This window comes from Streptomyces sp. NPDC001231 (genome assembly GCF_042896885.1).
Classification (GTDB): domain Bacteria; phylum Actinomycetota; class Actinomycetes; order Streptomycetales; family Streptomycetaceae; genus Streptomyces.
Genome location: NZ_JBIAXS010000001.1, coordinates 253,514 through 274,289, shown reverse-complemented (window position 1 = coordinate 274,289; position 20,776 = coordinate 253,514). Strand labels below are relative to the sequence as shown.

19 protein-coding genes and 2 tRNA genes are annotated in these 20,776 nt (G+C 71.8%); 18 read left to right on the top strand and 3 right to left on the bottom strand.

Annotated elements, in window-relative coordinates; translation table 11 throughout:
- Positions 1–230: 230 nt before the first annotated feature.
- The 5 genes from proB (at position 231) to ACFY3J_RS01255 (ending at position 5,155) form a co-directional block, all read left to right on the top strand.
- Positions 231–1,409: a glutamate 5-kinase gene (gene proB / locus ACFY3J_RS01275; RefSeq protein WP_384173106.1), complete on the top strand. Its 1,179-nt coding sequence runs from the start codon at positions 231–233 to the stop codon at positions 1,407–1,409.
- 165 nt (positions 1,410–1,574) lie between these two features.
- Positions 1,575–1,994: a hypothetical protein gene (locus tag ACFY3J_RS01270; RefSeq protein ID WP_373996244.1), complete on the top strand. Its 420-nt coding sequence runs from the start codon at positions 1,575–1,577 to the stop codon at positions 1,992–1,994.
- Positions 1,995–2,054: 60 nt separating this feature from the next.
- On the top strand, positions 2,055–3,341 hold the full coding sequence (locus tag ACFY3J_RS01265) for a glutamate-5-semialdehyde dehydrogenase (RefSeq protein WP_384173109.1): 1,287 nt from the start codon (positions 2,055–2,057) through the stop codon (positions 3,339–3,341).
- 63 nt (positions 3,342–3,404) lie between these two features.
- Positions 3,405–3,995 carry a hypothetical protein gene (locus ACFY3J_RS01260; RefSeq protein ID WP_384173112.1) on the top strand — a complete coding sequence of 197 codons (591 nt, stop codon included), beginning with the start codon at positions 3,405–3,407 and terminating at the stop codon, positions 3,993–3,995.
- A gap of 89 nt (positions 3,996–4,084) precedes the next feature.
- Positions 4,085–5,155 carry a hypothetical protein gene (locus tag ACFY3J_RS01255; RefSeq protein WP_384173115.1) on the top strand — a complete coding sequence of 357 codons (1,071 nt, stop codon included), beginning with the start codon at positions 4,085–4,087 and terminating at the stop codon, positions 5,153–5,155.
- 51 nt (positions 5,156–5,206) lie between these two features.
- Here ACFY3J_RS01255 and ACFY3J_RS01250 read toward each other — a convergent pair whose 3' ends face one another.
- Positions 5,207–6,328, bottom strand: a complete 1,122-nt coding sequence (locus ACFY3J_RS01250; RefSeq protein ID WP_384173118.1) for a M48 family metallopeptidase — start codon at positions 6,326–6,328, stop codon at positions 5,207–5,209.
- Between the two features lie 89 nt (positions 6,329–6,417).
- Here ACFY3J_RS01250 and ACFY3J_RS01245 point away from each other — a divergent pair, with 89 nt between their 5' ends.
- The 10 genes from ACFY3J_RS01245 to ACFY3J_RS01200 all read left to right on the top strand — a co-directional run bounded on the left by ACFY3J_RS01245 (position 6,418) and on the right by ACFY3J_RS01200 (position 11,738).
- On the top strand, positions 6,418–6,582 hold the full coding sequence (locus ACFY3J_RS01245) for a hypothetical protein (protein ID WP_384173121.1): 165 nt from the start codon (positions 6,418–6,420) through the stop codon (positions 6,580–6,582).
- A gap of 186 nt (positions 6,583–6,768) precedes the next feature.
- Complete coding sequence (locus tag ACFY3J_RS01240; protein WP_225075111.1) at positions 6,769–6,924, top strand: hypothetical protein; 156 nt, start codon at positions 6,769–6,771, stop codon at positions 6,922–6,924.
- A 70-nt stretch (positions 6,925–6,994) separates the two neighbouring features.
- Positions 6,995–7,669 carry a nicotinate-nucleotide adenylyltransferase gene (gene nadD, locus ACFY3J_RS01235; RefSeq protein WP_384173124.1) on the top strand — a complete coding sequence of 225 codons (675 nt, stop codon included), beginning with the start codon at positions 6,995–6,997 and terminating at the stop codon, positions 7,667–7,669.
- 16 nt (positions 7,670–7,685) lie between these two features.
- Positions 7,686–9,449 (top strand): LCP family protein, encoded by a 1,764-nt coding sequence (locus ACFY3J_RS01230; protein WP_390839742.1) that lies wholly within the window; start codon positions 7,686–7,688, stop codon positions 9,447–9,449.
- A 77-nt stretch (positions 9,450–9,526) separates the two neighbouring features.
- Positions 9,527–9,973, top strand: a complete 447-nt coding sequence (gene rsfS / locus ACFY3J_RS01225) for a ribosome silencing factor (protein ID WP_384173130.1) — start codon at positions 9,527–9,529, stop codon at positions 9,971–9,973.
- Positions 9,964–10,641 carry a histidine phosphatase family protein gene (locus ACFY3J_RS01220; protein WP_384173133.1) on the top strand — a complete coding sequence of 226 codons (678 nt, stop codon included), beginning with the start codon at positions 9,964–9,966 and terminating at the stop codon, positions 10,639–10,641. The genes rsfS and ACFY3J_RS01220 overlap by 10 nt, the downstream gene beginning before the upstream one ends.
- A gap of 119 nt (positions 10,642–10,760) precedes the next feature.
- A tRNA-Ala gene (locus ACFY3J_RS01215) sits at positions 10,761–10,833 on the top strand.
- 280 nt (positions 10,834–11,113) lie between these two features.
- Positions 11,114–11,287 (top strand): hypothetical protein, encoded by a 174-nt coding sequence (locus ACFY3J_RS01210; RefSeq protein ID WP_361408565.1) that lies wholly within the window; start codon positions 11,114–11,116, stop codon positions 11,285–11,287.
- 3 nt (positions 11,288–11,290) lie between these two features.
- Complete coding sequence (locus tag ACFY3J_RS01205; RefSeq protein WP_100566877.1) at positions 11,291–11,524, top strand: hypothetical protein; 234 nt, start codon at positions 11,291–11,293, stop codon at positions 11,522–11,524.
- 141 nt (positions 11,525–11,665) lie between these two features.
- A tRNA-Ala gene (locus tag ACFY3J_RS01200) sits at positions 11,666–11,738 on the top strand.
- A gap of 133 nt (positions 11,739–11,871) precedes the next feature.
- Here the strand turns inward: ACFY3J_RS01200 and ACFY3J_RS01195 are convergent.
- Together ACFY3J_RS01195 and ACFY3J_RS01190 are read right to left on the bottom strand one after the other, a co-directional pair.
- The gene (locus ACFY3J_RS01195) at positions 11,872–13,482 is read right to left on the bottom strand and encodes an NADH-ubiquinone oxidoreductase-F iron-sulfur binding region domain-containing protein (protein ID WP_384173138.1); all 1,611 of its coding nucleotides are present in this window, start codon (positions 13,480–13,482) and stop codon (positions 11,872–11,874) included.
- The gene (locus ACFY3J_RS01190) at positions 13,479–14,804 is read right to left on the bottom strand and encodes a cytochrome b/b6 domain-containing protein (RefSeq protein ID WP_384173140.1); all 1,326 of its coding nucleotides are present in this window, start codon (positions 14,802–14,804) and stop codon (positions 13,479–13,481) included. The genes ACFY3J_RS01195 and ACFY3J_RS01190 overlap by 4 nt, the downstream gene beginning before the upstream one ends.
- A gap of 447 nt (positions 14,805–15,251) precedes the next feature.
- Between ACFY3J_RS01190 and leuS the strand changes: the two genes are divergently transcribed.
- From leuS to ACFY3J_RS01175, 3 genes are all read left to right on the top strand, one after another.
- Positions 15,252–18,125 carry a leucine--tRNA ligase gene (leuS, locus tag ACFY3J_RS01185; protein WP_384173143.1) on the top strand — a complete coding sequence of 958 codons (2,874 nt, stop codon included), beginning with the start codon at positions 15,252–15,254 and terminating at the stop codon, positions 18,123–18,125.
- A 213-nt stretch (positions 18,126–18,338) separates the two neighbouring features.
- Positions 18,339–19,085, top strand: coding sequence for a hypothetical protein (locus tag ACFY3J_RS01180; protein ID WP_384173146.1), 747 nt, complete (start codon positions 18,339–18,341; stop codon positions 19,083–19,085).
- Positions 19,086–19,167: 82 nt separating this feature from the next.
- The gene (locus tag ACFY3J_RS01175) at positions 19,168–20,013 is read left to right on the top strand and encodes a DegV family protein (protein WP_384173149.1); all 846 of its coding nucleotides are present in this window, start codon (positions 19,168–19,170) and stop codon (positions 20,011–20,013) included.
- The last annotated feature ends 763 nt before the right edge of the window (positions 20,014–20,776 follow it).

Below are 20,776 nucleotides of genomic sequence, written 5' to 3'. Positions count from 1 at the left end.
GCCCACACCTACGCGACAGCCGTCACTGATTCCCGGCCACAGGCATCGGGCGGGACGCCTCCAAGATCCAGGTGCGGGTCAAGAGCACGCCGCACCCGTGGGAACACACGGCGTGCCCGCCGCGCCACGGACGGCAGTCCGCAGGCTGGACCGACACACGCCGCCCGGTGCCCTTCGCGTAGATTGCCGTGCGAGGCGTCCGGACGTGGACGAGGTGAGGAGAGGGCACGGTGGCAAGGGCAAGGCAAGCCGTGTGCGAGGCCCGCAGGATCGTCGTCAAGGTGGGTTCCTCGTCGCTGACCACCGCGTCGGGCGGCCTTGACGCCGACCGCGTGGACGCGCTCGTGGACGTTCTCGGCAAGAGCCTCAAGGAGGGCGGTGCCCGCACGGCCCCGGCCGAGGGCGGCGGGGGACGCGCGGGCGCGGGACAGAAGGAGATCGTCCTCGTCTCCTCCGGTGCCATCGCCGCCGGCCTCGCCCCGCTGGGCCTGCGCCGCCGCCCCCGCGACCTCGCCCGCCAGCAGGCCGCGGCCAGCGTCGGCCAGGGCCTGCTCGTGGCCCGCTACACCGCCTCCTTCGCCCGCTACGGCATCCGCGTCGGCCAGGTCCTGCTGACCGGCGACGACACCAGCCGCCGCGCCCACCACCGCAACGCCTCCCGCACCCTCGACAAGCTGCTCGCGATGGGCGCCCTCCCGGTGGTCAACGAGAACGACACCGTCGCCACCGACGAGATCCGCTTCGGTGACAACGACCGGCTCGCCGCGCTCGTCGCCCACCTGGTCCGCGCCGACCTGCTGGTGCTGCTGTCCGACGTGGACGGGCTCTACGACGGCGACCCGAGCAGGCCGGGCACGTCCCGGCTGGCGGAGGTCCGGGGCTCCGGCGACCTGGCGGGCATCGAGATCGGCAGCGCCGGCAAGGCCGGCGTCGGCACCGGTGGCATGGTCACCAAGGTGGAGGCGGCCCGGATCGCGGCCGCCGCCGGCATCCCCGTGGTGCTCACCAGCGCCGTCCACGCCGCCGACGCCCTGTCCGGCGGCGACACCGGCACCTACTTCCACCCCACCGGCAAGCGCTCCGCCGACCGGCTGCTGTGGTTGCAGCACGCCTCCACCCCGCAGGGGTCGCTCACCCTCGACGACGGTGCGGTCCGCGCGATCGTGGAGGGCCGCAAGTCGCTGCTGCCGGCCGGGATCGCCGCCGTGGAGGGCGAGTTCACCGCCGGTGACCCGGTCGAGCTGCGCGACGGCGCGGGGCGCGCGGTGGCCCGCGGCCTCGTCAACTTCGATGCCAGGGAGATCCCCCGGCTGATCGGCCACTCCACCCGCGAACTCGCCCGCGAGCTGGGACCGGCGTACGAACGCGAGGTCGTACACAGGGACGACCTGGTGCTCCTGGAGCCGTAATGCGCCGAAACGTCCGACCGGCCGGGGGCCGAAGGTGGGGGACGTTCCGTAAAACCGCCCCATGGAGCCGTGCGGCCTGTTCCACTTTGAGGCAGTGACGCATTCCGCATGAGCGGGACCAGCGATGCGAGTGAGCGCTGTGTGAAGGAGGACGTCGTGAGACGAGTGCGCCCTGGGGCGGCGGCGTCCCGCGGTGGCCTGACGAGCGTGGCGGCCGGAGCCGGCTACGAGGAGCCGCGGGATCTGCCCCGGCTGTGGCACGTCACGCTCAGCGTCTCCGGTGCCCAGGCCCCGCTGAAGGAGGTGCGGCGCGGCCTCGAGCAGCTCGCTCACGACCACCCCTTCCTGCTGACCAGCCGGTACGCGGGCGACCACGCCGAGATCCGCTACTGGGAGGAGGCCCGCGACCTCCACGACGCGGCCGCCGTCGCCCTGCGCCTGTGGGGTGAGCACCGGCAGAGCGCCCGGCTGCCGCCCTGGGAGATCGTCGGCCTCGAGGTCATCGACCGCGAGACCTATCACCAGCGCCTCGCCGAGGGGTACGGAGCGCCGCCGGCGACACCGGTCGGAGTACACCCCTTTTGACCCCGTCTCGCGGTGTGGGATGACCGGTGTCCGCCCCTCGTGGCGCACTACCCTTCCCTCATGACCACGCTCTCGCCGTACGACTCGATGTCCCCGGTCACCCAGGCCGCGTACCGCGCCAAGGCCGCCGCCGCCGACCTCGCGCCGCTGCCGCGGGTGGCGAAGGACGACGCCCTGCTGGCCGTCGCGGACGCCCTGGAGGTCCGTACCGGCGAGATCCTCGAGGCCAACGCCAAGGACGTCGCCAAGGCCCGCGAGGCCGGCACGAGCGACGCCATCGTCGACCGGCTCACGCTCACCCCCGAGCGGGTCCGCGCCATCGCCGCCGACGTGCGGGACGTGGCGGCGCTGCCCGACCCGGTCGGCGAGGTCGTCCGCGGCAACACGCTGCCGAACGGGCTCGACCTGCGGCAGGTCCGCGTCCCGCTCGGCGTGGTCGGCATCATCTACGAGGCCCGCCCGAACGTCACCGTGGACGCCGCCGCCCTCTGCCTGAAGTCGGGCAACGCGGTGCTGCTGCGCGGCTCGGCCTCCGCCTACGAGTCGAACACCGCCCTGGTCCGGGTCATCCGCGACGCCGTGGGCGGGGCGGGCCTGCCCGCCGACGCCGTGCAGCTGGTGCCCGGCGAGAGCCGCGAGAGCGTGCGCGAGCTGATGCGCGCCCGTGGCCTGGTCGACGTGCTGATCCCGCGCGGCGGCGCCTCGCTGATCCGGACGGTGGTGAACGAGTCCACGGTCCCGGTGATCGAGACCGGCACCGGCAACTGCCACGTCTACGTCGACGCGCAGGCCGACGTGGACACGGCCGTCGACATCCTGATCAACTCCAAGGCGCAGCGGCCCAGCGTCTGCAACGCCGCCGAGACGCTGCTGGTCCACCAGGACATCGCCGCCGAGTTCCTGCCGCGCGCCCTGGACGCGCTCGCCGAGGCCGGGGTCACCGTCCACGCCGACGAGCGGGTCATGGCCCACGCCAAGGACTCCCGGGCCACGGTCGTCGAGGCCACCCCGGAGGACTGGGAGACCGAGTACCTGTCGTACGACATCGCCGCCGCCGTGGTCGACTCCCTGGACCGGGCCGTCGAGCACATCCGGCTGTGGAGCTCGGGGCACACCGAGGCGATCGTCACCACCTCGCAGCAGGCCGCCCGCCGCTTCACCCAGCTGGTCGACTCCACGACCGTCGCCGTCAACGCCTCCACCCGCTTCACCGACGGCGGCCAGTTCGGCTTCGGCGCCGAGATCGGCATCTCCACCCAGAAGCTGCACGCCCGCGGCCCGATGGGGCTGCCGGAGCTGACCAGCACGAAGTACATCCTCACGGGGGACGGGCACACCCGGCGCTGACGCCGCCCGGCCCATGGCGGGGCGTCTCAGCAGTCGGATGAATTTCCATACCGTCTGCCCAAATTGACCCCTCAGGTCTACTCTGGATCCGTGCCGGAGGACGTGGGGGGCACGCCGTTCCCTGACGGCTGGGAGCCCGACGACGACCACGACCACGGGGTGTCGGACGAAGAGTTCGCCTCCGTGGTCTTCGACGAGGCCTTCGTGCGCTCGGCCGTGATCCACGAGCCGACCGCCGTCGAACGCCTCCTGGCCGCCGCGCAGGCCAGAGCCGAGGCCTCCGAGGCGGAGGCCCGCCGCGCCCACGCCAGAGGCGAGCGCTACGAGGACGGGTACGGACCCGGCCTCGGCCCCGACCACCCCTACGGCGACCTGGACGACCCCGACGTCCTCGAAGGCCGCCACGGCGCCCCGGGGACCTTCGGCAAGCACGTCCGCTGGCACCGCCCCGTCGCCTGGGTGCTCGCCCTCGTCATGGGCATCGGCATGGTCGCCCTGGCCTTCGCGGCGGTCTACCGGGGCGGCTCCTCGGGCACCCGGGAGCAGGCCCCGCCGCCCGCCTCGACCGGCCTGGAGCAGGGCAGCGCCGCGGCGCCCTCCGCGTCCGCCGACTACTCCCAGCCACCCGTCCCCGCGGTCCCGCGCACGCCCTGACGGCGGGGCGGCGGTTCTGGTGAGAACCTGTCAGAACTTGTCGCACATCAGGGCGTTTACCAGGGCTTCCGGAGACCTACCCTGAAGATATGGGAGGGCCTGGAGAGCCACCTGAGGGGACACCCGAGGGCGTCCCGGGAGGTGCGGAGGACGAATACCGATCCGTCGTCTTCGACGAGTCGTTCGTCCGGGCTGCCCGCCTCCAGGAGTATTCCGCGCGAGAACGGATGACCGACCACACTCCGGCCGTGCGCCGCCGCCCGCCACTGCGCCGAGGGCTGTCCCGGCAGGCGCTGCTGCTGGTCCTGCTGATCATCGTCGCCTTCGGCACCGCGATCTACATGGGCGTACGGCACCCCTACGAGAGCGCGCAGGCGCAGCGGCCCGTGGAGCCGCTGCGGATGACCGTCATCCCGCTCGCCCCGCAGGGCAAGGTGCCCGGCGCGGCCGACCCCGGGTACCTGTACGCGCACAGCCCGGCCGCTCAGTTCGCCGTCGGCGCGGAGGGCGTACCGCTGCCCGTCGTCCGGCGCACCGCGCACTTCTCCGACAGCCAGGTCGTCGCCGCGCTGACCATCGCGAAGGAGTACATCGTCGCGTCCTCCCTCTACCCGGAGGTGCTCACCAGCGGCCAGACCCGCCCTGTGCGGGTGCTGCTCGACCCCGGTCAGCTCGACCAGTTCGACCAGAGCTTCGACCGCCCCGCCGCCGACGGCCGGCACGCGCCCACCGGCTGGCTCGTCCGCTTCGACCCGGCCCGGGCCGAGCTGGCCGACCGCGAGATACGGGTGCAGGGCAGCCTCCAGGCCGCCGAGACCGACTCGTCCACCCTGGAGGTCGGCGCGGACCACACCTTCGTCTACGCGCTGAAGCCGGCCGGCTCCGCGGCGCACGCGCCGGCCTCGCTGTTCACCGTCCGGCGCGAGCTGCAGTTCCGCTTCACCCAGGACGACCTGCGGCTGCACCAGGTCCAGATCGTCGTCTCCTATGTGCAGGCCGGCCCGCTCTCCTGCGCCGGGGACTCCGCGAGGCGCCTCGAGCCGCTGCTGGCAGGCCAGACCGCCAAGGCGGGCAGCCCGCCCGGCACGGACCCGTACGCCATGGACACCGCGGCGGCCCTGTGCGGCTCCCTGGCGCACAGCGCCGAGCCGAAGGTGTGACGCCGCTGCGGGCGGTGGCCACGCGGGACCGGCCCGCGCTCGCCCGGAAGGTCAGTCCTCGTCGCGCGGCGGGGTGTCGGCGGACGGCTGGTCCTTGCCCCGGTCCCTGGGCGGGGCCGATCCCGTGAAGCCTCCGAAGCCGCGCCGCACCCGGTCACCCAGGTCGCCGGCGCCGCCCGCCAGATCGCTGACCAGCTTCATCAGCGGGTCCTTCGAGCTCCTGACGTTGTTGGCGTAGTGGGCCGCCGACTCGCGGAAGGAGTCGGTGACCGAGGTGTCCTTGTCCTCGGTGCGGCGCGGGTAGTGGCCGTCCATGATCCGCTGGTAGTCGCGGGACTCGGCCCACTTCTTCAGCTCGGCCGCCCGCACGGTGGTGAAGGGATGCGAACGCGGCAGCACGTTGAGGATCTTCAGCACGGAGTCGCGCAGGTCGCCCCCGGCCTCGTACTCCTCGGCCTGCTGGAGGAACGCGTCCACGTTCATCTGGTGCAGGTGGTTGCCGCCCGCGATCTTCATCAGGCCACGCATGGACGCCTTCAGGTCCTGGCCGACGAGCAGACCGGCCCGGTCCGCCGACAGCTCGGACTTGCGGAACCACTCGCGCAGCCCGGTGACGATCGCCATGATCGCGAGGTTGCCCAGCGGGATCCAGGCGACCCGGAGGGCCAGGCTCGTCAGGAACAGCAGGATCGTGCGGTACACGGCGTGCCCGGACAGGGCGTGGCCCACCTCGTGGCCGACGACCGCCCGCATCTCCTCCTCGTCGAGCAGCTCGACCAGGCCCGTGGTGACGACGATGATCGGCTCGTCCAGGCCGATGCACATCGCGTTGGGCTGGGGATCCTGGGTCACGTACATCGGCGGGACCTTCTCCAGGTCCAGGATGTAGCAGGCGTCCCGCAGCATGTCGTTCAGGTGTGCGAACTGCTGGTCGGAGACGCGTACGGAGTCGGACAGGAACAGCAGCCGGAGACTGCGCTCGGGCAGCAGGCCGCTGAGGGCCTTGAACACCGTGTCGAAGCCGCTCAGCTTGCGCAGCGCGACCAGGGCGGAGCGGTCGGCAGGGTGTTCGTACGCACGCGAGGAGATCTCCGGGAAGCGCCTGCGCTGCCGGCTCGGCACGTGCTCCTGCGCGTCTTGTTCGCGGCCGTCGTCGGACATGTGGTCCCCCATGTGTGTCAGTGTCCCAATGCGCCCCCGAGGCAGGGCCCAGCCTAGGCGGAGATACCGTGGACGGGCAGTGCAACGAAGGAGTCCACGTCATGGAGCACCACCCCGCAGCCGCCTGGCTCACCGAGGCCGCGAGCGCCGCCGCCCAGCACCAGGGGGCGGGTTACCTGCTCCGGGTCGTCCTGATCGTGATGGTCCTGGGCTGCGTCCTCACCGGCTGGTTCCTCCTCCGCGGCTACAAGCGGAACGACGACTGACGCGGCGGAAAGGTTCCCGAGGGCTCCCGCGGCCGTCGCGCCCGCACCGGCGGGGCCGCGCGGGTGAGGGTGGGGCGCAAGCGCCCGCGGTGCCAACGGTGGAGTCGAGGTGAGCGGTGCGCCGGGGGTTGCTTACGATGGGCCGACATCCTTGTCCCGCTCACTCCCGGATAGGTCCTGCCAAAGATGAGCTACCCCAGCACCGCTGCCCAGTTGGTCAACCTCGCCGAGGCCGAGGGGGGCAACCACGAGAGCCTCAGCCCCTTCCTCACCGGCGGTGGCGCGCTGTTCATCCTGCTGCTCCTGCTGTGGATCACCACGCGTTTCAACCGCGACCGCTGAAGCCCTGTCCGGCCCGTCCCCGGGATCTGGCTCATGGAGTCCTCAGGCCGGGCCGGTAGGGTCTGCACGCATGGGAGAGCAGGACATGCCTACCGGTCCGGCGAGTGACACGGTGAACCCCCTCGAACACGGGCCCGGCGGCGGGCTTTCGGCGTCGGGCAAGCGGCGCCTCGGCGTCATGGGCGGAACGTTCGACCCGATCCACCACGGGCACCTCGTGGCGGCCAGCGAGGTCGCCGCGCAGTTCCACCTGGACGAGGTGGTGTTCGTGCCCACCGGACAGCCCTGGCAGAAGTCCCACCGCCATGTCTCCCCGGCGGAGGACCGCTATCTGATGACGGTCATCGCGACCGCCGAGAACCCGCAGTTCTCCGTGAGCCGCATCGACATCGACCGCGGCGGTCCCACCTATACCGTGGACACCCTGCGCGACCTGCGCGCGCTCAACCCCGACACCGACCTGTTCTTCATCACCGGCGCCGACGCGCTCGGCCAGATCCTCACCTGGCGGGACTCCGAGGAACTGTTCTCCCTCGCGCACTTCATCGGCGTCACCCGGCCCGGCCACCATCTGACCGACCCCGGCCTGCCGGAAGGCGGCGTCTCGCTCGTCGAGGTCCCCGCCCTCGCCATCTCCTCCACGGACTGCCGGGCGAGAGTCGCCAAGGGCGACCCGGTCTGGTATCTGGTGCCTGACGGAGTCGTGCGCTACATCGCCAAACGCCAGCTGTACCGAGGCGAGTAAGCCGAGAGGGGCACCGGTGAACGACCGATACGACGCTGGTCACGGGGGCGACCAGTACGAACTCGTCGGCTACGACGAGTACGGCCGGCCTGTGTACCGGCCGGTCCCCGTCCAGCAGACTCCGCAGCAGGCCTACGACGCGTACGGACAGCAGGGCTACGGCTACGACCCGTACGCGACCGGCGGCCAGCAGCAGCTCGATCCCACGACCTACCAGGGCGGTCACGACGGCGCCTACCAGGGCGCCTACGGCACCGGCTACGACCCCGGCCGGCAGGCGCCCGACCCCTCCAGCCACGGAGCCCCCGGCGCCCACGGCTCCTACGACACATACGGTTCCGGCGCGACGACGGCGCCGTACGACCCGTACGGCCGGGCCGCGACCAGCGGACAGCAGCCCCGGGTCCCCGAGCAGACCGCCCACATCCCGCAGCAGACCGGCCCGGCGGACGCCGACCGGGCGACACAGGGACCCGACCCGGACGGCGCGGACGAACCCGACTACCGCACCGAGCAGTTCGCCTTCGTCGAGGAGCCCAGCGACGACTCCGAGGACGTCATCGACTGGCTGAAGTTCACCGAGAACCGCACCGAGCGCCGCGAGGAGGCCCGCCGCCGCGCCCGCAGCCGCGTCATCGCCCTGACGGTCGTGCTGGCCCTGCTCGCGGCGGGCGGTGTCGGCTACCTCTGGTACGCCGGGAAGCTGCCCGGCCTGTCGTCGTCCGGCTCCGAGACCGGCACCGCGACCGCGACCGGCGCCCAGAAGCGCGACGTGATCGTCGTCCACCTGCACGACACCGAACGGGGCGGCACGTCCACGGCGCTGCTCGTCGGCAACACCACCAGCAAGCAGGGCACCACCGTCCTGCTGCCCAACTCCCTCGCCCTGACGGGCGACGACGGCACCGTCACGACCCTCGCCAAGTCGGTCAAGGGTGACGGCTCCTCGGGCACCCGCGAGCAGCTCGACACGGTCCTCGGCACCGACATCGAGGGCACCTGGCGCCTGGACACCCCATACCTCCAGAACCTCGTCGACCTGGTCGGCAACGTCGACGTCGACACCAACGCCGACGTACCCGACCCGGACGCCAAGAAGAAGGGCGCCTCGCCCCTGGTCCGCAAGGGCAAGGCGCAGACCCTCAGCGGCAACATGGCCGTCGCCTACGCCACCTACCACGCCTCGGGCGAGGAGGAGAACGCCCAGCTCGAACGGTTCGGCCAGGTGATGCAGAGCGTGCTGCGCAAGGTCTCCTCCGACGCCACGGGCGCGACGACGACGGTGCAGACGCTTCAGCAGATCCTCGACCCCTCGCTCACCGACGAGGACCTCGGCACCTTCCTCGCCAAGCTGGCCGAGTTCGCCAAGGGCGGCGACTACACGACGGCGCTGCTGCCGGTGCGGACGGACGGCACGCTGAGCGCGCAGACCAGCGAGAGCGTGGTCAAGGACGTCCTGGGCGGCACCGCGAAGAGCCCCGACCAGTCGTCCGCCGTCCGGGTCTCCGTGCGGAACGCCACCGGCGCCAAGGACAACACCGAGAAGGCCCGGATCGTCCTCCTGGGCGGCGGCTTCACCTTCCTGGAGGGCGGCACCGCGTCCGAGGTCCGCTCGGCGTCCCAGGTCGTCTACGCCGACGCCGCGAACAAGGAGAAGGCCACTGAGGTCGCCAAGACCCTGGGACTGCCCGACAGCGCCGTGACGAAGGGCACGGTCACCTCGAACGCCGACGTCTCGGTCGTCCTCGGTCAGGACTACCGAGGCTCCTCGGAGCAGTGATCCCTCAATTGCGTGGGGTGTCCTCGGCGGTCCGTGAGACCCTTGGTGTCAAGTGACCGCCGAAGGAAAGCCCTGTAGTGACCGCGACCGACCGCTCTCTCGACCTCATCAACACCGCCGCCCAGGCGGCCGCCGACAAACTCGCGCACGACATCATCGCGTATGACGTCAGCGACGTGCTGTCGATCACGGACGCCTTCCTGCTGGCGTCCGCTCCCAGTGACCGCCAGGTCAAGTCGATCGTCGACGAGATCGAGGAGCGGCTGCAGAAGGAACTCGGCGCCAAGCCGGTGCGCCGCGAGGGCGACCGTGAGGCCCGCTGGGTCCTGCTCGACTACGTGGACATCGTCGTGCACGTCCAGCACAGCGAGGAGCGCGTCTTCTACGCCCTGGAGCGGCTGTGGAAGGACTGCCCCGAGCTCGAACTGCCCGCCGACGCCAAGGCCACCCGGGGCAGGGCCGAGGAGCACGCCAAGCAGCAGGCCGCCGAGGAGACGGCGGAGCCCGGCGGTGAGTGGCGGTGAGCGGCACCGCCGAGGGGCCCGGCCGGGCGCCGGGCCGTGGCCGCCGCGTCATCCTGTGGCGCCACGGCCAGACTCCCTGGAACGTGGAACGGCGCTTCCAGGGCAGCACGGACGTCGAGCTGACCGAGACCGGTGTCGGCCAGGCCCGCCGTGCCGCCCGCCTGCTGGCCTCCCTGCGGCCCGACGCGATCGTCTCCTCCGACCTCCTGCGGGCCACCCGCACGGCCGCCGAGCTGGCCGCGCTCACCGGCCTTGAGGTCGCCCGGGACGAGGGCCTGCGCGAGACCTACGCGGGCGTCTGGCAGGGCCTGACGCACGAGGAGATCATCGGCCGGTACGGCGACCAGTACGCCGCGTGGAAGCGCGGTGAGCCGGTGCGCCGCGGCGGCGGCGAACTGGAGACCGAGGTCGCCGACCGCGCCGCCCCCGTCGTGCTCCGGCACGTGGAGAAGGTGCCCGAGGACGGCACGCTCGTCGTGGTCAGCCACGGCGGCACCATCCGCACCACCCTCGGTCGCCTCCTCGGCCTCGACCCCCACCACTGGGAGAGCCTGGGCGGCCTGTCCAACTGCTGCTGGTCGGTCCTCGGCGAGGGCGCCCGCGGCTGGCGGCTGCTGGAGCACAACGCCGGCACCCTGCCCGAGCCCGTCCTCGGCGACGACGACTGAGCCGCCCCGCGGCCCACGGGACCCGGATTTCACTTTCCGGCAGGTCGCAGGCTAAAGTTCTTCTTGTTCGCCCCGCCGAGCGGGGCGAAACACCACGCGGCAGGTTCGCGTGGCGGCAAGGGGCTATAGCTCAGTTGGTAGAGCGCCTGCATGGCATGCAGGAGGTCAGGAGTTCAATTCTCCTTAGCTCCACGGACCGGCACTCGGTTGAGTCGCCGAAGATCGTTCGTCAGGATCCCGTCCCGTTCAGGGGCGGGATTTTCTGTATTCCCGTGAACCGGCTTGAGTCACTTGGGGCTCCGGGGGCGTATACCTCTGCGAGTGCGCCTCGGAGTGCCTGGACGCGCCGGCCCGGACGTCCCCGGTGCAGGCCGTGGCCGTACTGGTACCAAGGCGTCGCTGACCGTATCGGCCCGGCCGTGGCAGAATCAAACGGCCGGAAGGGGGCGCGGCCCGACGGGAGGGAGTAGCGATGCCTGCCTGCATCCTCGAGGAGGTCGATCACCTCCTCGGTGCGGCGTTGATACGAGACACGGTCACCCGCCTCGTCTGCCCCTCCTGCGGCTCCCTCCATGTGGCCCAAGTCCTCGGCGACAACGGGGGGATCTCGTACGTGTGCACGGCCTGCGGCCACAGCTGGAGCTGACCCATGGGTGCACACAGGCGGAAGTGCGACTGGTGCGGCGGCGGCACCCCGATCGTCCGCGACATGGAGCCGATCAACCCCGACTACCAGTACTGGTGCGAGGAGTGCGCGCGGGCGCTGATCATAAAAGGCGACCCGATCGAGACCTACCGCGAACTCGAGGGCGAGCCGATCTACGGCCGGCTCCTGGAGGAGCACTGCACGCTGAAGCGGTTCTATTCGTTCGTGACGGCGTGACGCCGGCCCTGCTCTCGGGGGCCGTGCGGGGTGGAGCGAAACCGATTTGGTGTTCCACCCCCTGGACCGTGTAATGTTGGCGTCGCCGCCGGGGAAACCGGGCGACACGGTCGAATACGCGGCCCAGCCGCGTGGCCACGAGGGGCTATAGCTCAGTTGGTAGAGCGCCTGCATGGCATGCAGGAGGTCAGGAGTTCAATTCTCCTTAGCTCCACAGAAAGTGAGGGCGAGTCATCCACCGGATGACTCGCCCTCGACGTATGTCCGCACGCGTACGCGGCGGCATCGGCAGCGAAGACGCGACGGCGGGTCGCCCCCCTGGGAGGGCGACCCGCCGTCGCGTGCGTTCAGCGGCCCAGAGCGCGGCGGCCGCGGCCCTGGGAGAGGACCGGCAGGTTGCGCGACGGAGCCTGCGAGCGGGTGTCCTCCTCGAGGCGCAGGGCCAGCGCCGGGCAGCGGCGCACGGCGCGCAGGGCCTTGTCCTCCGCGTAGCGCGGAACCTTCGCCTGGGCGACGGTCGGAAAGCCGTCGGCGCCCAGTTCGAAGACCTCCGGGAGGATGTCCGCGCACAGGCCGTGTCCCCGGCACAGCGTCCAGTCGACGTAGATCTTCTGACGGCTGGAGCCGGACTCCTCGGCCTCGCCGCCGCCGGGGACGCCGGTGGGAGCCCTGCCGCCCTCGAAGAGCGGCAGGACGCCCTCCACGGGGCGTCCGCATCCGTTGCCGAGGACGTGCGCGGCCAGGTCGTCGGTGAACGCCTTGATGGTCGATTCCAGGAACATCGCCGAGCCGTCGGGATGCGAGCAGGCGCCGCGCCGCTTGACGTTCTTGGCGACCTGCTTGAGGGCCTCCAGGGCGGCCGGGCCGCCGCCGTTCAGGATGTCCTCCATACCGCGCGCGGCGGCCGGCAGACCGAGGTAGCAGGGACCGCACTGGCCCGCGCTCTCCTCCGCCAGCCACTTCGCCACCTGGAGCGACTCGCCCAGCGGGCAGGTCTCCTGACTGATCGGCAGAATCGCCCCGGCGCCGAGCGAACCGCCCACCGCGTCCAGGGAGTTGCGCGAGACGATCGCCTCGTTGACGGTCGCCGCGTCGATCCACTTGCCGTGGTAGCCGCCGGTCAGCACGCCCTGCGGCACCGGCGGGGCGCCGGCGAGCTGGAGGACGTAGCGCAGCGGCACCCCGGTGGGCGCCTCGACCACCATGGGGCGGGCGACGGCGCCGGAGATGGTCAGCATCACAGTGCCCGGCTCGTCGTACAGGCCGGTGTTGCCGTAGCGCTCCGGGCCGATGCGGGCGGCGATCGCCAGCTGGGCGAAGGTCTCCGCGTTGGACAGCAGGGTGGGTGCGCCGCCCACGCCGTTCTGCGAGGCGCTGGTCTTGCGGCCCGGCGGGATCGCGGGGCCGCCGTCGATGGAACGGATCAGCGACGCGGCCGCGCCCGTGACCATGCGCACCGGGTTGCGCTGCACGCTCGCGCGCAGAGCCGACCTGCGGCTGTTGCTCAGGCCGCGCTCGGCGAGCGCGGCCTCCATGGAGCGCTGGGTGGACTCCCGCGTGACCCCCACGACGAGCGTGCGGGCGCCGAGGGCCTCCGCGACCAGCAGGGCGCCGTCCAGGATGAGGTGCGGGGCACGGTTGATCAGGACCGTGTCCTTGCGGCAGGCCGGCTCGTCCTCGCTGCCGTTGACGACGACCACCGGCCGTACGCCGCGTTTGATCGCCGCCTCGGCGACCGAGCGCAGCTTCCTGTGGAAGGGGAAGCCCGCGCCGCCGCGGCCCTTCAGATTGATGGCCTCGGAGAGCTGCGCGAGCTGCTCGCCGCCCATCGGTTCGAGCGGCCCGTGCACCTTCAGGTGCATGGGCAGATCGAGTCTTTCGACAAGGTCGAAGCCCGACGTGAGCTGGGGAAGCCCGACCACGCGGACTTCGGGGACGTCGGGCAGGGCCTCGTTCACCTGTAGCCTCCGGAAGGCGTGTTCCAAGGTTCGCCCGAACCCGGCGCTCCGTAGGAGGCGCCGGGCGGTGTTTCAGTGGCGGGACCGCTGTTGTACGTGTCGTTCGGGTTGTACGTGCCGTAGGGGGCGTTCGACTCAGCGGTGTCGTACACATCACGTCCGCCGTAGCCGGTGGTGCCCGCGGCCGCGCCCGGATTGTTGTAGGCCGGGATGTTGTACCCCGTGTCGTTCAGCGGGTCGTAGGCCGACGGGGGCGCCTCGCCGACCGGCGGCGGCGAGGGGATCGGCCAGCTGCCCGAGGTGCTGCCGGGGCCGTCCACGCGCGGCGTCGTGCCCGCGGCCTGCGGGTCGAACGGCATGTTCATGCGCGCGGTCTGGTCGGCCGCGAAGGGCTGCCGGTCGCGCGGCGGCGTCGCGACGGCCCGGTAGGCGGCGGCGAAGCCGGGGGTGGGCTCGGGCCCCGCGGCGGACGCCGGGGTGTCGTACAGCGGGGAGGAGGGCCGCGGACCGCGCGGCGCCGGCCTCGTCGCGTCGGCCCGGAGGGGCGTCGCGCCGCGTGCGTTCTCGTAGCCCGGCAGCCCGGACTCGGAGGCCCTGGCCCGGCTCGCGTCCAGGTCGTCCAGCTCCGGCCGCTCGCCGCCGCCCAGGGCCGCCACGAGCCGGTCGGCGAGCCTGCGCTTGACCGGGCGCGGCGCCGCGCGCACGGCCAGGGCCGCCATGACGCCCAGCAGGGACAGGCCGTAGAGGATGAAGAAGATCGGCTTGGCCTCCCGGCCCGCGTACAGGCCGTGGATCAGCGCCGCGCACCAGGCCGGGTAGGCCAGCATGTGCATCGCCCGCCAGCGCGCCGCGACCGGGGCGGGGGTGGCGAAGTTGCTGCGCAGTGCCCCGGTGATGCCCACGAAGATCATCAGCAGGCCGGCCAGGGAGCCGAGGCCGACCAGGCCCTCGATCCCGGTGAGGCCGAGCGAGAACGGGATCAGCGCGGCGATCAGCTGGGTGTGCCCCAGCACGATCTTGGTGGTGATGTGCACCAGGAGGAACGCGATCGAGGCGACCGCGGTGGTCCGGTGCACCGCCTGGCCCACGATCCGCTGGCGCGTGTTGAGGATGATCCGGTCCTGGGCGACCAGGCCCCAGATCACCGAGCAGCTGAGCGAGACGAGGGAGAGCACACCCGCGCCGAAGTTCAGGAACTCGCGGAACTGGCTGCCTCCGGCCAGCACGACCACGGGTATGAGGAGCAGGACGACAGCCGACGCCACCCCATAGGCCGAGCGGCCCGGTTTGGGGAGGGAGCTGTTACTGCGACGAGGGTTCATGGGGGCGACTCCGAGCGGTTCGGGAAAGCGGTCCCGGGCACGAACTCTAAGTGGCTCCAAACCGAGCAGTACGCCGTTTGAGTTATTGCGTTGTTACCAACGGCGCTGCCGGGGCTCGTGTTGTCCCCATAGGATCCATTACGCCGGGTTAAATTTGAACGATGTTCAGTTTTTCTGAACCTTCACAAACGGACCCCCGGTCCCTCGCGGCTCGCCGGGGCCGGCGTCCCGCCCCGCGGACGCCCGTCGCCCCGCACTCGACGGCTGCGGTACCCTGACGCCATGCGTGCCGTACGCCTTCTGCTTAGCGAGCCGCGCTGATCAGTCCCGACCGCCGGACCAATCGGATGGTCGGCATCGGCGCGGCGTCCCCTCCTGTGCGAGGGGATTTTTCGTTTCCGAAAGTCGCAGCCGTGGGCAGAGACGATCGATGGAGCTTTGAGGACCATGAGCGAGACGAACCCCGCTGCCCCCTCCGAGGTGGCAGCGCCGCACCGCTACACGGCCGCCGTGGCGGCCGACATCGAGGCACGCTGGCAGGACTTCTGGGACGCCGACGGCACCTACGCGGCGCCGAACCCCAAGGGTGACCTGGCGGGCGACCCCGGGCTGGTCGCCCGGCCCAAGAAGTTCATCATGGACATGTTCCCGTACCCCTCCGGTGCGGGCCTGCACGTCGGTCACCCGCTCGGGTACATCGCCACCGACGTGTACGCCCGCTTCCAGCGGATGACCGGCCACAACGTCCTGCACACCCTGGGCTTCGACGCCTTCGGCCTGCCCGCCGAGCAGTACGCCGTGCAGACCGGCACCCACCCGCGGGTGTCCACCGAGGCCAACATCGAGAACATGAAGGCGCAGCTGCGCCGGCTGGGCCTGGGCCACGACAAGCGCCGGTCGTTCGCCACGATCGACCCGGACTACTACAAGTGGACCCAGTGGATCTTCCTGCAGATCTTCAACTCCTGGTACGACGACGAGGCCGGGAAGGCCCGTCCGATCTCGCAGCTGATCGCCCAGTTCGAGTCCGGTGAGCGGGCCGTGCCGGGGCACACGCGCGCGTGGCCCGAGCTGAGCGCCGCCGAGCGCGCCGAGGTCCTGGGCGAGTTCCGCCTGGCCTACGCCTCCGACGCGCCCGTCAACTGGTGCCCCGGCCTCGGCACCGTGCTGGCCAACGAGGAGGTCACCGCCGACGGCCGCTCCGAGCGCGGCAACTTCCCGGTCTTCAAGGCCAAGCTGCGCCAGTGGAACATGCGCATCACCGCCTACGCCGACCGGCTGCTGGACGACCTGGAGGAGTTGGACTGGCCCGAGGCCATCAAGCTCCAGCAGCGCAACTGGATCGGCCGCTCCGAGGGCGCCCGCGTCGACTTCCCGATCGACGGCGAGCGGATCACGATCTTCACCACCCGCCAGGACACCCTGTTCGGCGCCACCTACATGGTGCTGGCGCCCGAGCACCCGCTGGTGGAGAAGTTCACCCCGGCCGCCTGGCCGGAGGGCACCCACGAGGTGTGGACGGGCGGCCACGCCACCCCGGCCGAGGCCGTCGCCGCCTACCGCGCCCAGGCCGCCTCGAAGTCGGACGTGGAGCGCCAGGCCGAGGCCAAGGACAAGACCGGCGTCTTCACCGGCGCGTTCGCCGTCAACCCGGTCAACGGCGAGAAGGTCCCGGTCTTCATCGCCGACTACGTCCTGATGGGCTACGGCACCGGCGCGATCATGGCCGTCCCCGCCCACGACAGCCGCGACTTCGCCTTCGCGCGCGCCTTCGAACTGCCGATGCGCTGCGTGGTCGAGCCGGCCGACGACCGTGGCACGGACCCCTCGACCTGGGACGACGCCTTCGCTTCGTACGACGCGAAGATCGTGAACTCCGCCGGCGACGACGTGAAGCTGGACGGCCTGGGCGTCGTCGACGCCAAGGCGCGCGTCACCGAGTGGCTGGAGCGCAAGGGCATCGGCGAGGGCACCGTCAACTTCCGCCTGCGCGACTGGCTGTTCAGCCGCCAGCGCTACTGGGGCGAGCCCTTCCCGATCGTCTACGACGAGGACGGCGTGGCCCACGCGCTGCCCGAGTCGATGCTGCCGCTGGAGCTGCCCGAGGTCGAGGACTACTCGCCGCGCACCTTCGACCCGGACGACGCCGACACCCAGCCCGAGACGCCGCTGTCGCGCAACGAGGACTGGGTCAACGTCACCCTGGACCTGGGCGACGGACCGAAGAAGTACCGCCGCGAGACCAACACCATGCCCAACTGGGCCGGTTCCTGCTGGTACGAGTTCCGCTACCTGGACCCGCACAACGACCGGCAGCTGGTCGACCCGGAGATCGAGCGCTACTGGATGGGCCCGCGCGAGGGCATGCCCCACGGCGGCGTCGACCTGTACGTCGGCGGCGCCGAGCACGCCGTGCTGCACCTGCTGTACGCACGCTTCTGGTCCAAGGTCCTGTACGACCTGGGGCACGTCTCCTCCGCGGAGCCGTTCCACAAGCTGTTCAACCAGGGCATGATCCAGGCCTACGTCTACCGGGACGCCCGCGGCATCGCGGTGCCGGCCGCCGAGGTCGAGGAGCGCGACGGCGCCTACCACTACCAGGGCGAGAAGGTCTCCCGGCTGCTGGGCAAGATGGGCAAGTCCCTGAAGAACGCGGTCACTCCGGACGAGATCTGCGCCGAGTACGGGGCCGACACGCTGCGCCTGTACGAGATGGCGATGGGCCCGCTGGACGTGTCCCGGCCGTGGGACACGCGCGCGGTGGTGGGCCAGTTCCGGCTGCTGCAGCGGCTGTGGCGCAACATCGTCGACGAGGCGACCGGCGAGGTCACCGTCGTCGACGCCGAGCCGGACGAGGAGACGCTGCGCGCCCTGCACAAGGCGATCGACGGCGTCCGTCAGGACCTGGAGGGGCTGCGCTTCAACACCGCCATCGCCAAGGTGACGGAGCTGAACAACCACCTGACCAAGACGGGCCGGCCCGTGCCGCGCTCGGTCGCCGGGGCGCTGGTGCTGATGGCCGCCCCGCTGGCCCCGCACATCGCCGAGGAGCTGTGGCACAAGCTGGGCCACTCCGGCTCGGTCGTCCACCAGGACTTCCCCGTCGCCGACCCGGCGTACGTCGTCGACGAGACCGTGACCTGCGTCGTCCAGGTCAAGGGCAAGGTGAAGGCGCGTCTGGAGGTCTCCCCGGCCATCTCCGAGGAGGAGCTGGAGAAGGTGGCGCTGGCCGACGAGAAGGTCGTCGCGGCCCTGGAGGGCGCGGGCATCCGCAAGGTGATCGTGCGGGCGCCGAAGCTGGTGAACATCGTTCCTGCGTGAGTGCGTGAGTGCGTGAGTGCGTGTGGGCCGGGGCGCGAGGTGCCGTGCGCGTGAGCGCGTGTGTACGTGTACGCGTGGGGGCCGGGGTGTGAGTGCCTCGGGGTAGTCCCCTACGGGCAGGTTCGGGGTTCTTTTGGAACCCGGGGCCTGCCCGTTGCGTTTACCGTGGAAGGGCGGCGCGACCGGTGCCGCGCGAGCCGGAGGAGGAGCGCTGTGGAAACAGTCGTCACCGTCCTCGTCCTCCTCTTCGCGGTCTTCGTGGTGCTCGGCGCCTACGCCGCGGTGAAGGTGGTCGGGGCGGCCAAGCGCAGTGTGGACCGCACCATCACCCAGGCCCGCCGCACGGTCGAGGACCACACGCTGCGGGCCAAGTCCTTCGCCCAGCCCGGCCCGGGGGGCGAACTGGCCCAGCTGCGGCTCACCCTGCGCACCTCGATGCGCGCCACCCAGGACGCCCTGTACGCGGGCGTGCACGAGGACGAGTCCCTCAAGGAATCCATCGCCCTGTTCGAGCGGCTCAGCGTGCACGGGCGCGAACTCGAGGGCGACCTCAGGCGACTGGAGGCCGACCCGGACCGGACGACGCTCACCGAGCGGCTCCCGGCCCTGCGCGAACGCACCCGGCGCATCACGGAATCAGCCGACTCCCTGCGCTGGGCGGCCCGCGACCGCGCCCGCCGCTTCGCCGACGACGACCTGGACACGCTGAGCGCCCAGATCGACGTGGAGGCCGGCGCGCTGCGCCACTGGACCAGGACCGAGCCGTCCGAGCCGACGGCCAGGACCGAGCCCTCCGAGCCGACGACCGAGCCACCGGCCGCCGCGCCGGACCCCCGGACCTGGCACGGGGCCCCACGGCAGGCCTCCGCCGAGGAGCCGGCCCGGCCCGCCATCACCCCGTCGGGCCGTCGCCCCGTCTACCCCTGGCAGAAGAAGCCCCGGCCCGAGAGCACGACTTGAACACGGCCCGATCCGGCCACACGTGACCCGGTGAGAGGGGCTGGGCTGCCGTCGGGGCACTACGGCAGGTAACCTCCAGCTCATGTCCCGCCATGTCGCGATCGTCACCGATTCAACGGCCTACCTGCCGCCGCGGACGATGGAGCGCCACGGCATCACCGCGGTTCCGCTGACCGTGGTCCTCGGCGACCAGGCGCTCGAAGAGGGCACCGAGATCTCGACGCGTTCACTCGCCCAGGCGCTGCAGAAGCGGCGGCCCGTCACCACCTCGCGGCCCAGCCCCGAGCTGTTCGCCGAGACCTACCGCAGGGTCGCGGCGTCCGGCGCGAGCGGCATCGTCTCCCTGCACCTGTCCGCGGAGCTCTCCGGCACGTACGACGCCGCGGTGCTCGCCACGCGTGAGGCGCCGGTGCCGGTACGGGTGGTGGACACCGGGATGGTCGCGATGGCGCTCGGCTTCTGCGCCCTGGCCGCGGCCGAGACCGCGGAGGGCGGCGGCACGGTGGACGAGGCGGTCGCGGCCGCGGAGAAGCGTGCCGGGGGCACCTCCGCCTTCTTCTACGTCGACACCCTCGACTATCTGCGCCGCGGCGGCCGCATCGGCGCGGCGCAGGCGTTGCTGGGTTCCGCGCTCGCCGTGAAACCGCTGCTCCAGCTGCAGGACGGCCGGATCGAACTCCTGGAGAAGGTGCGCACCGCCTCGAAGGCGATCGCCCGCCTGGAGGAGATCGTGGCCGAGCGCGCGGGCGGCGCCGACGTCGATGTCGCCGTCCACCATCTCGCCGCTCCCGAACGGGCGTCGGCCCTCGCGGACCGGCTGCGCACACGGGTGCCCGGCCTGGCCGACCTGCACGTCAGCGAGGTCGGAGCGGTGATCGGCGCGCACACCGGTCCGGGGCTGCTGGGGGTCGTGGTCTCGCCGCGCTGACCCGTACGGGTGAGCGAGTTGTCCACAACTGGGCGGTAGTCCCCGGGAATTGAGCAAGATCATCGCGGATGTGCCGGGTTGCCGGATGCTCCTGGCATGGCACTTCGATCACGCTCACGCACAGCGGCGGCGACCAGCGGCCCGGGCCGCGCCCCCGACTCGGACGGCCGCACCCGCCACCGCCGCCCACCGGCCCGCCGGGGCTCCCATGCCTCGGCGGAGGATCTGCACCGACGCGCGCAGGCACTGTTCGCCGAACGCGCGGCGCGGGCGGGGGAACCGGGAAGTGATTCCTGGGAGGTCGCGGGCAAGCACAAGACCGGCCCTGACCCGGCGACGCCGATTCGGCCCCCTCGTCCTGGGCCGTCCTGGGCCACCGCGACGCCTGGGCGGACGGGCCGCCCACCGGACGCGGCAAGCGCGGCTGCGGCGGTTGGCGCGGGGTCGGCCCCTGTGGGTGCTGAGGGGGCGATGGCCGGGGGCGACTTCGGCCGCGCTGCCACGAGTGAGCCGAGTGCGGCGGTCACGGGCCTGCTTGTGGCGGGTGGTGCGGATCCGAATGGTGTGGCTGATGTGGGACTTGGCGTTGTGGGGAGGACGGGCGTGGCTGCCGTGGGCCCGCTTGCGTCGGGTGGTGCGGCGCCGCCTGTCCTGGCCGACGCCGTTGTTGCCACGAGTGAGCCGAGTGCGGCGGTCACGGGCCTGCTTGTGGCGGGTGGTGCGGATCCGAATGGTGTGGCTGATGTGGGACTTGGCGTTGTGG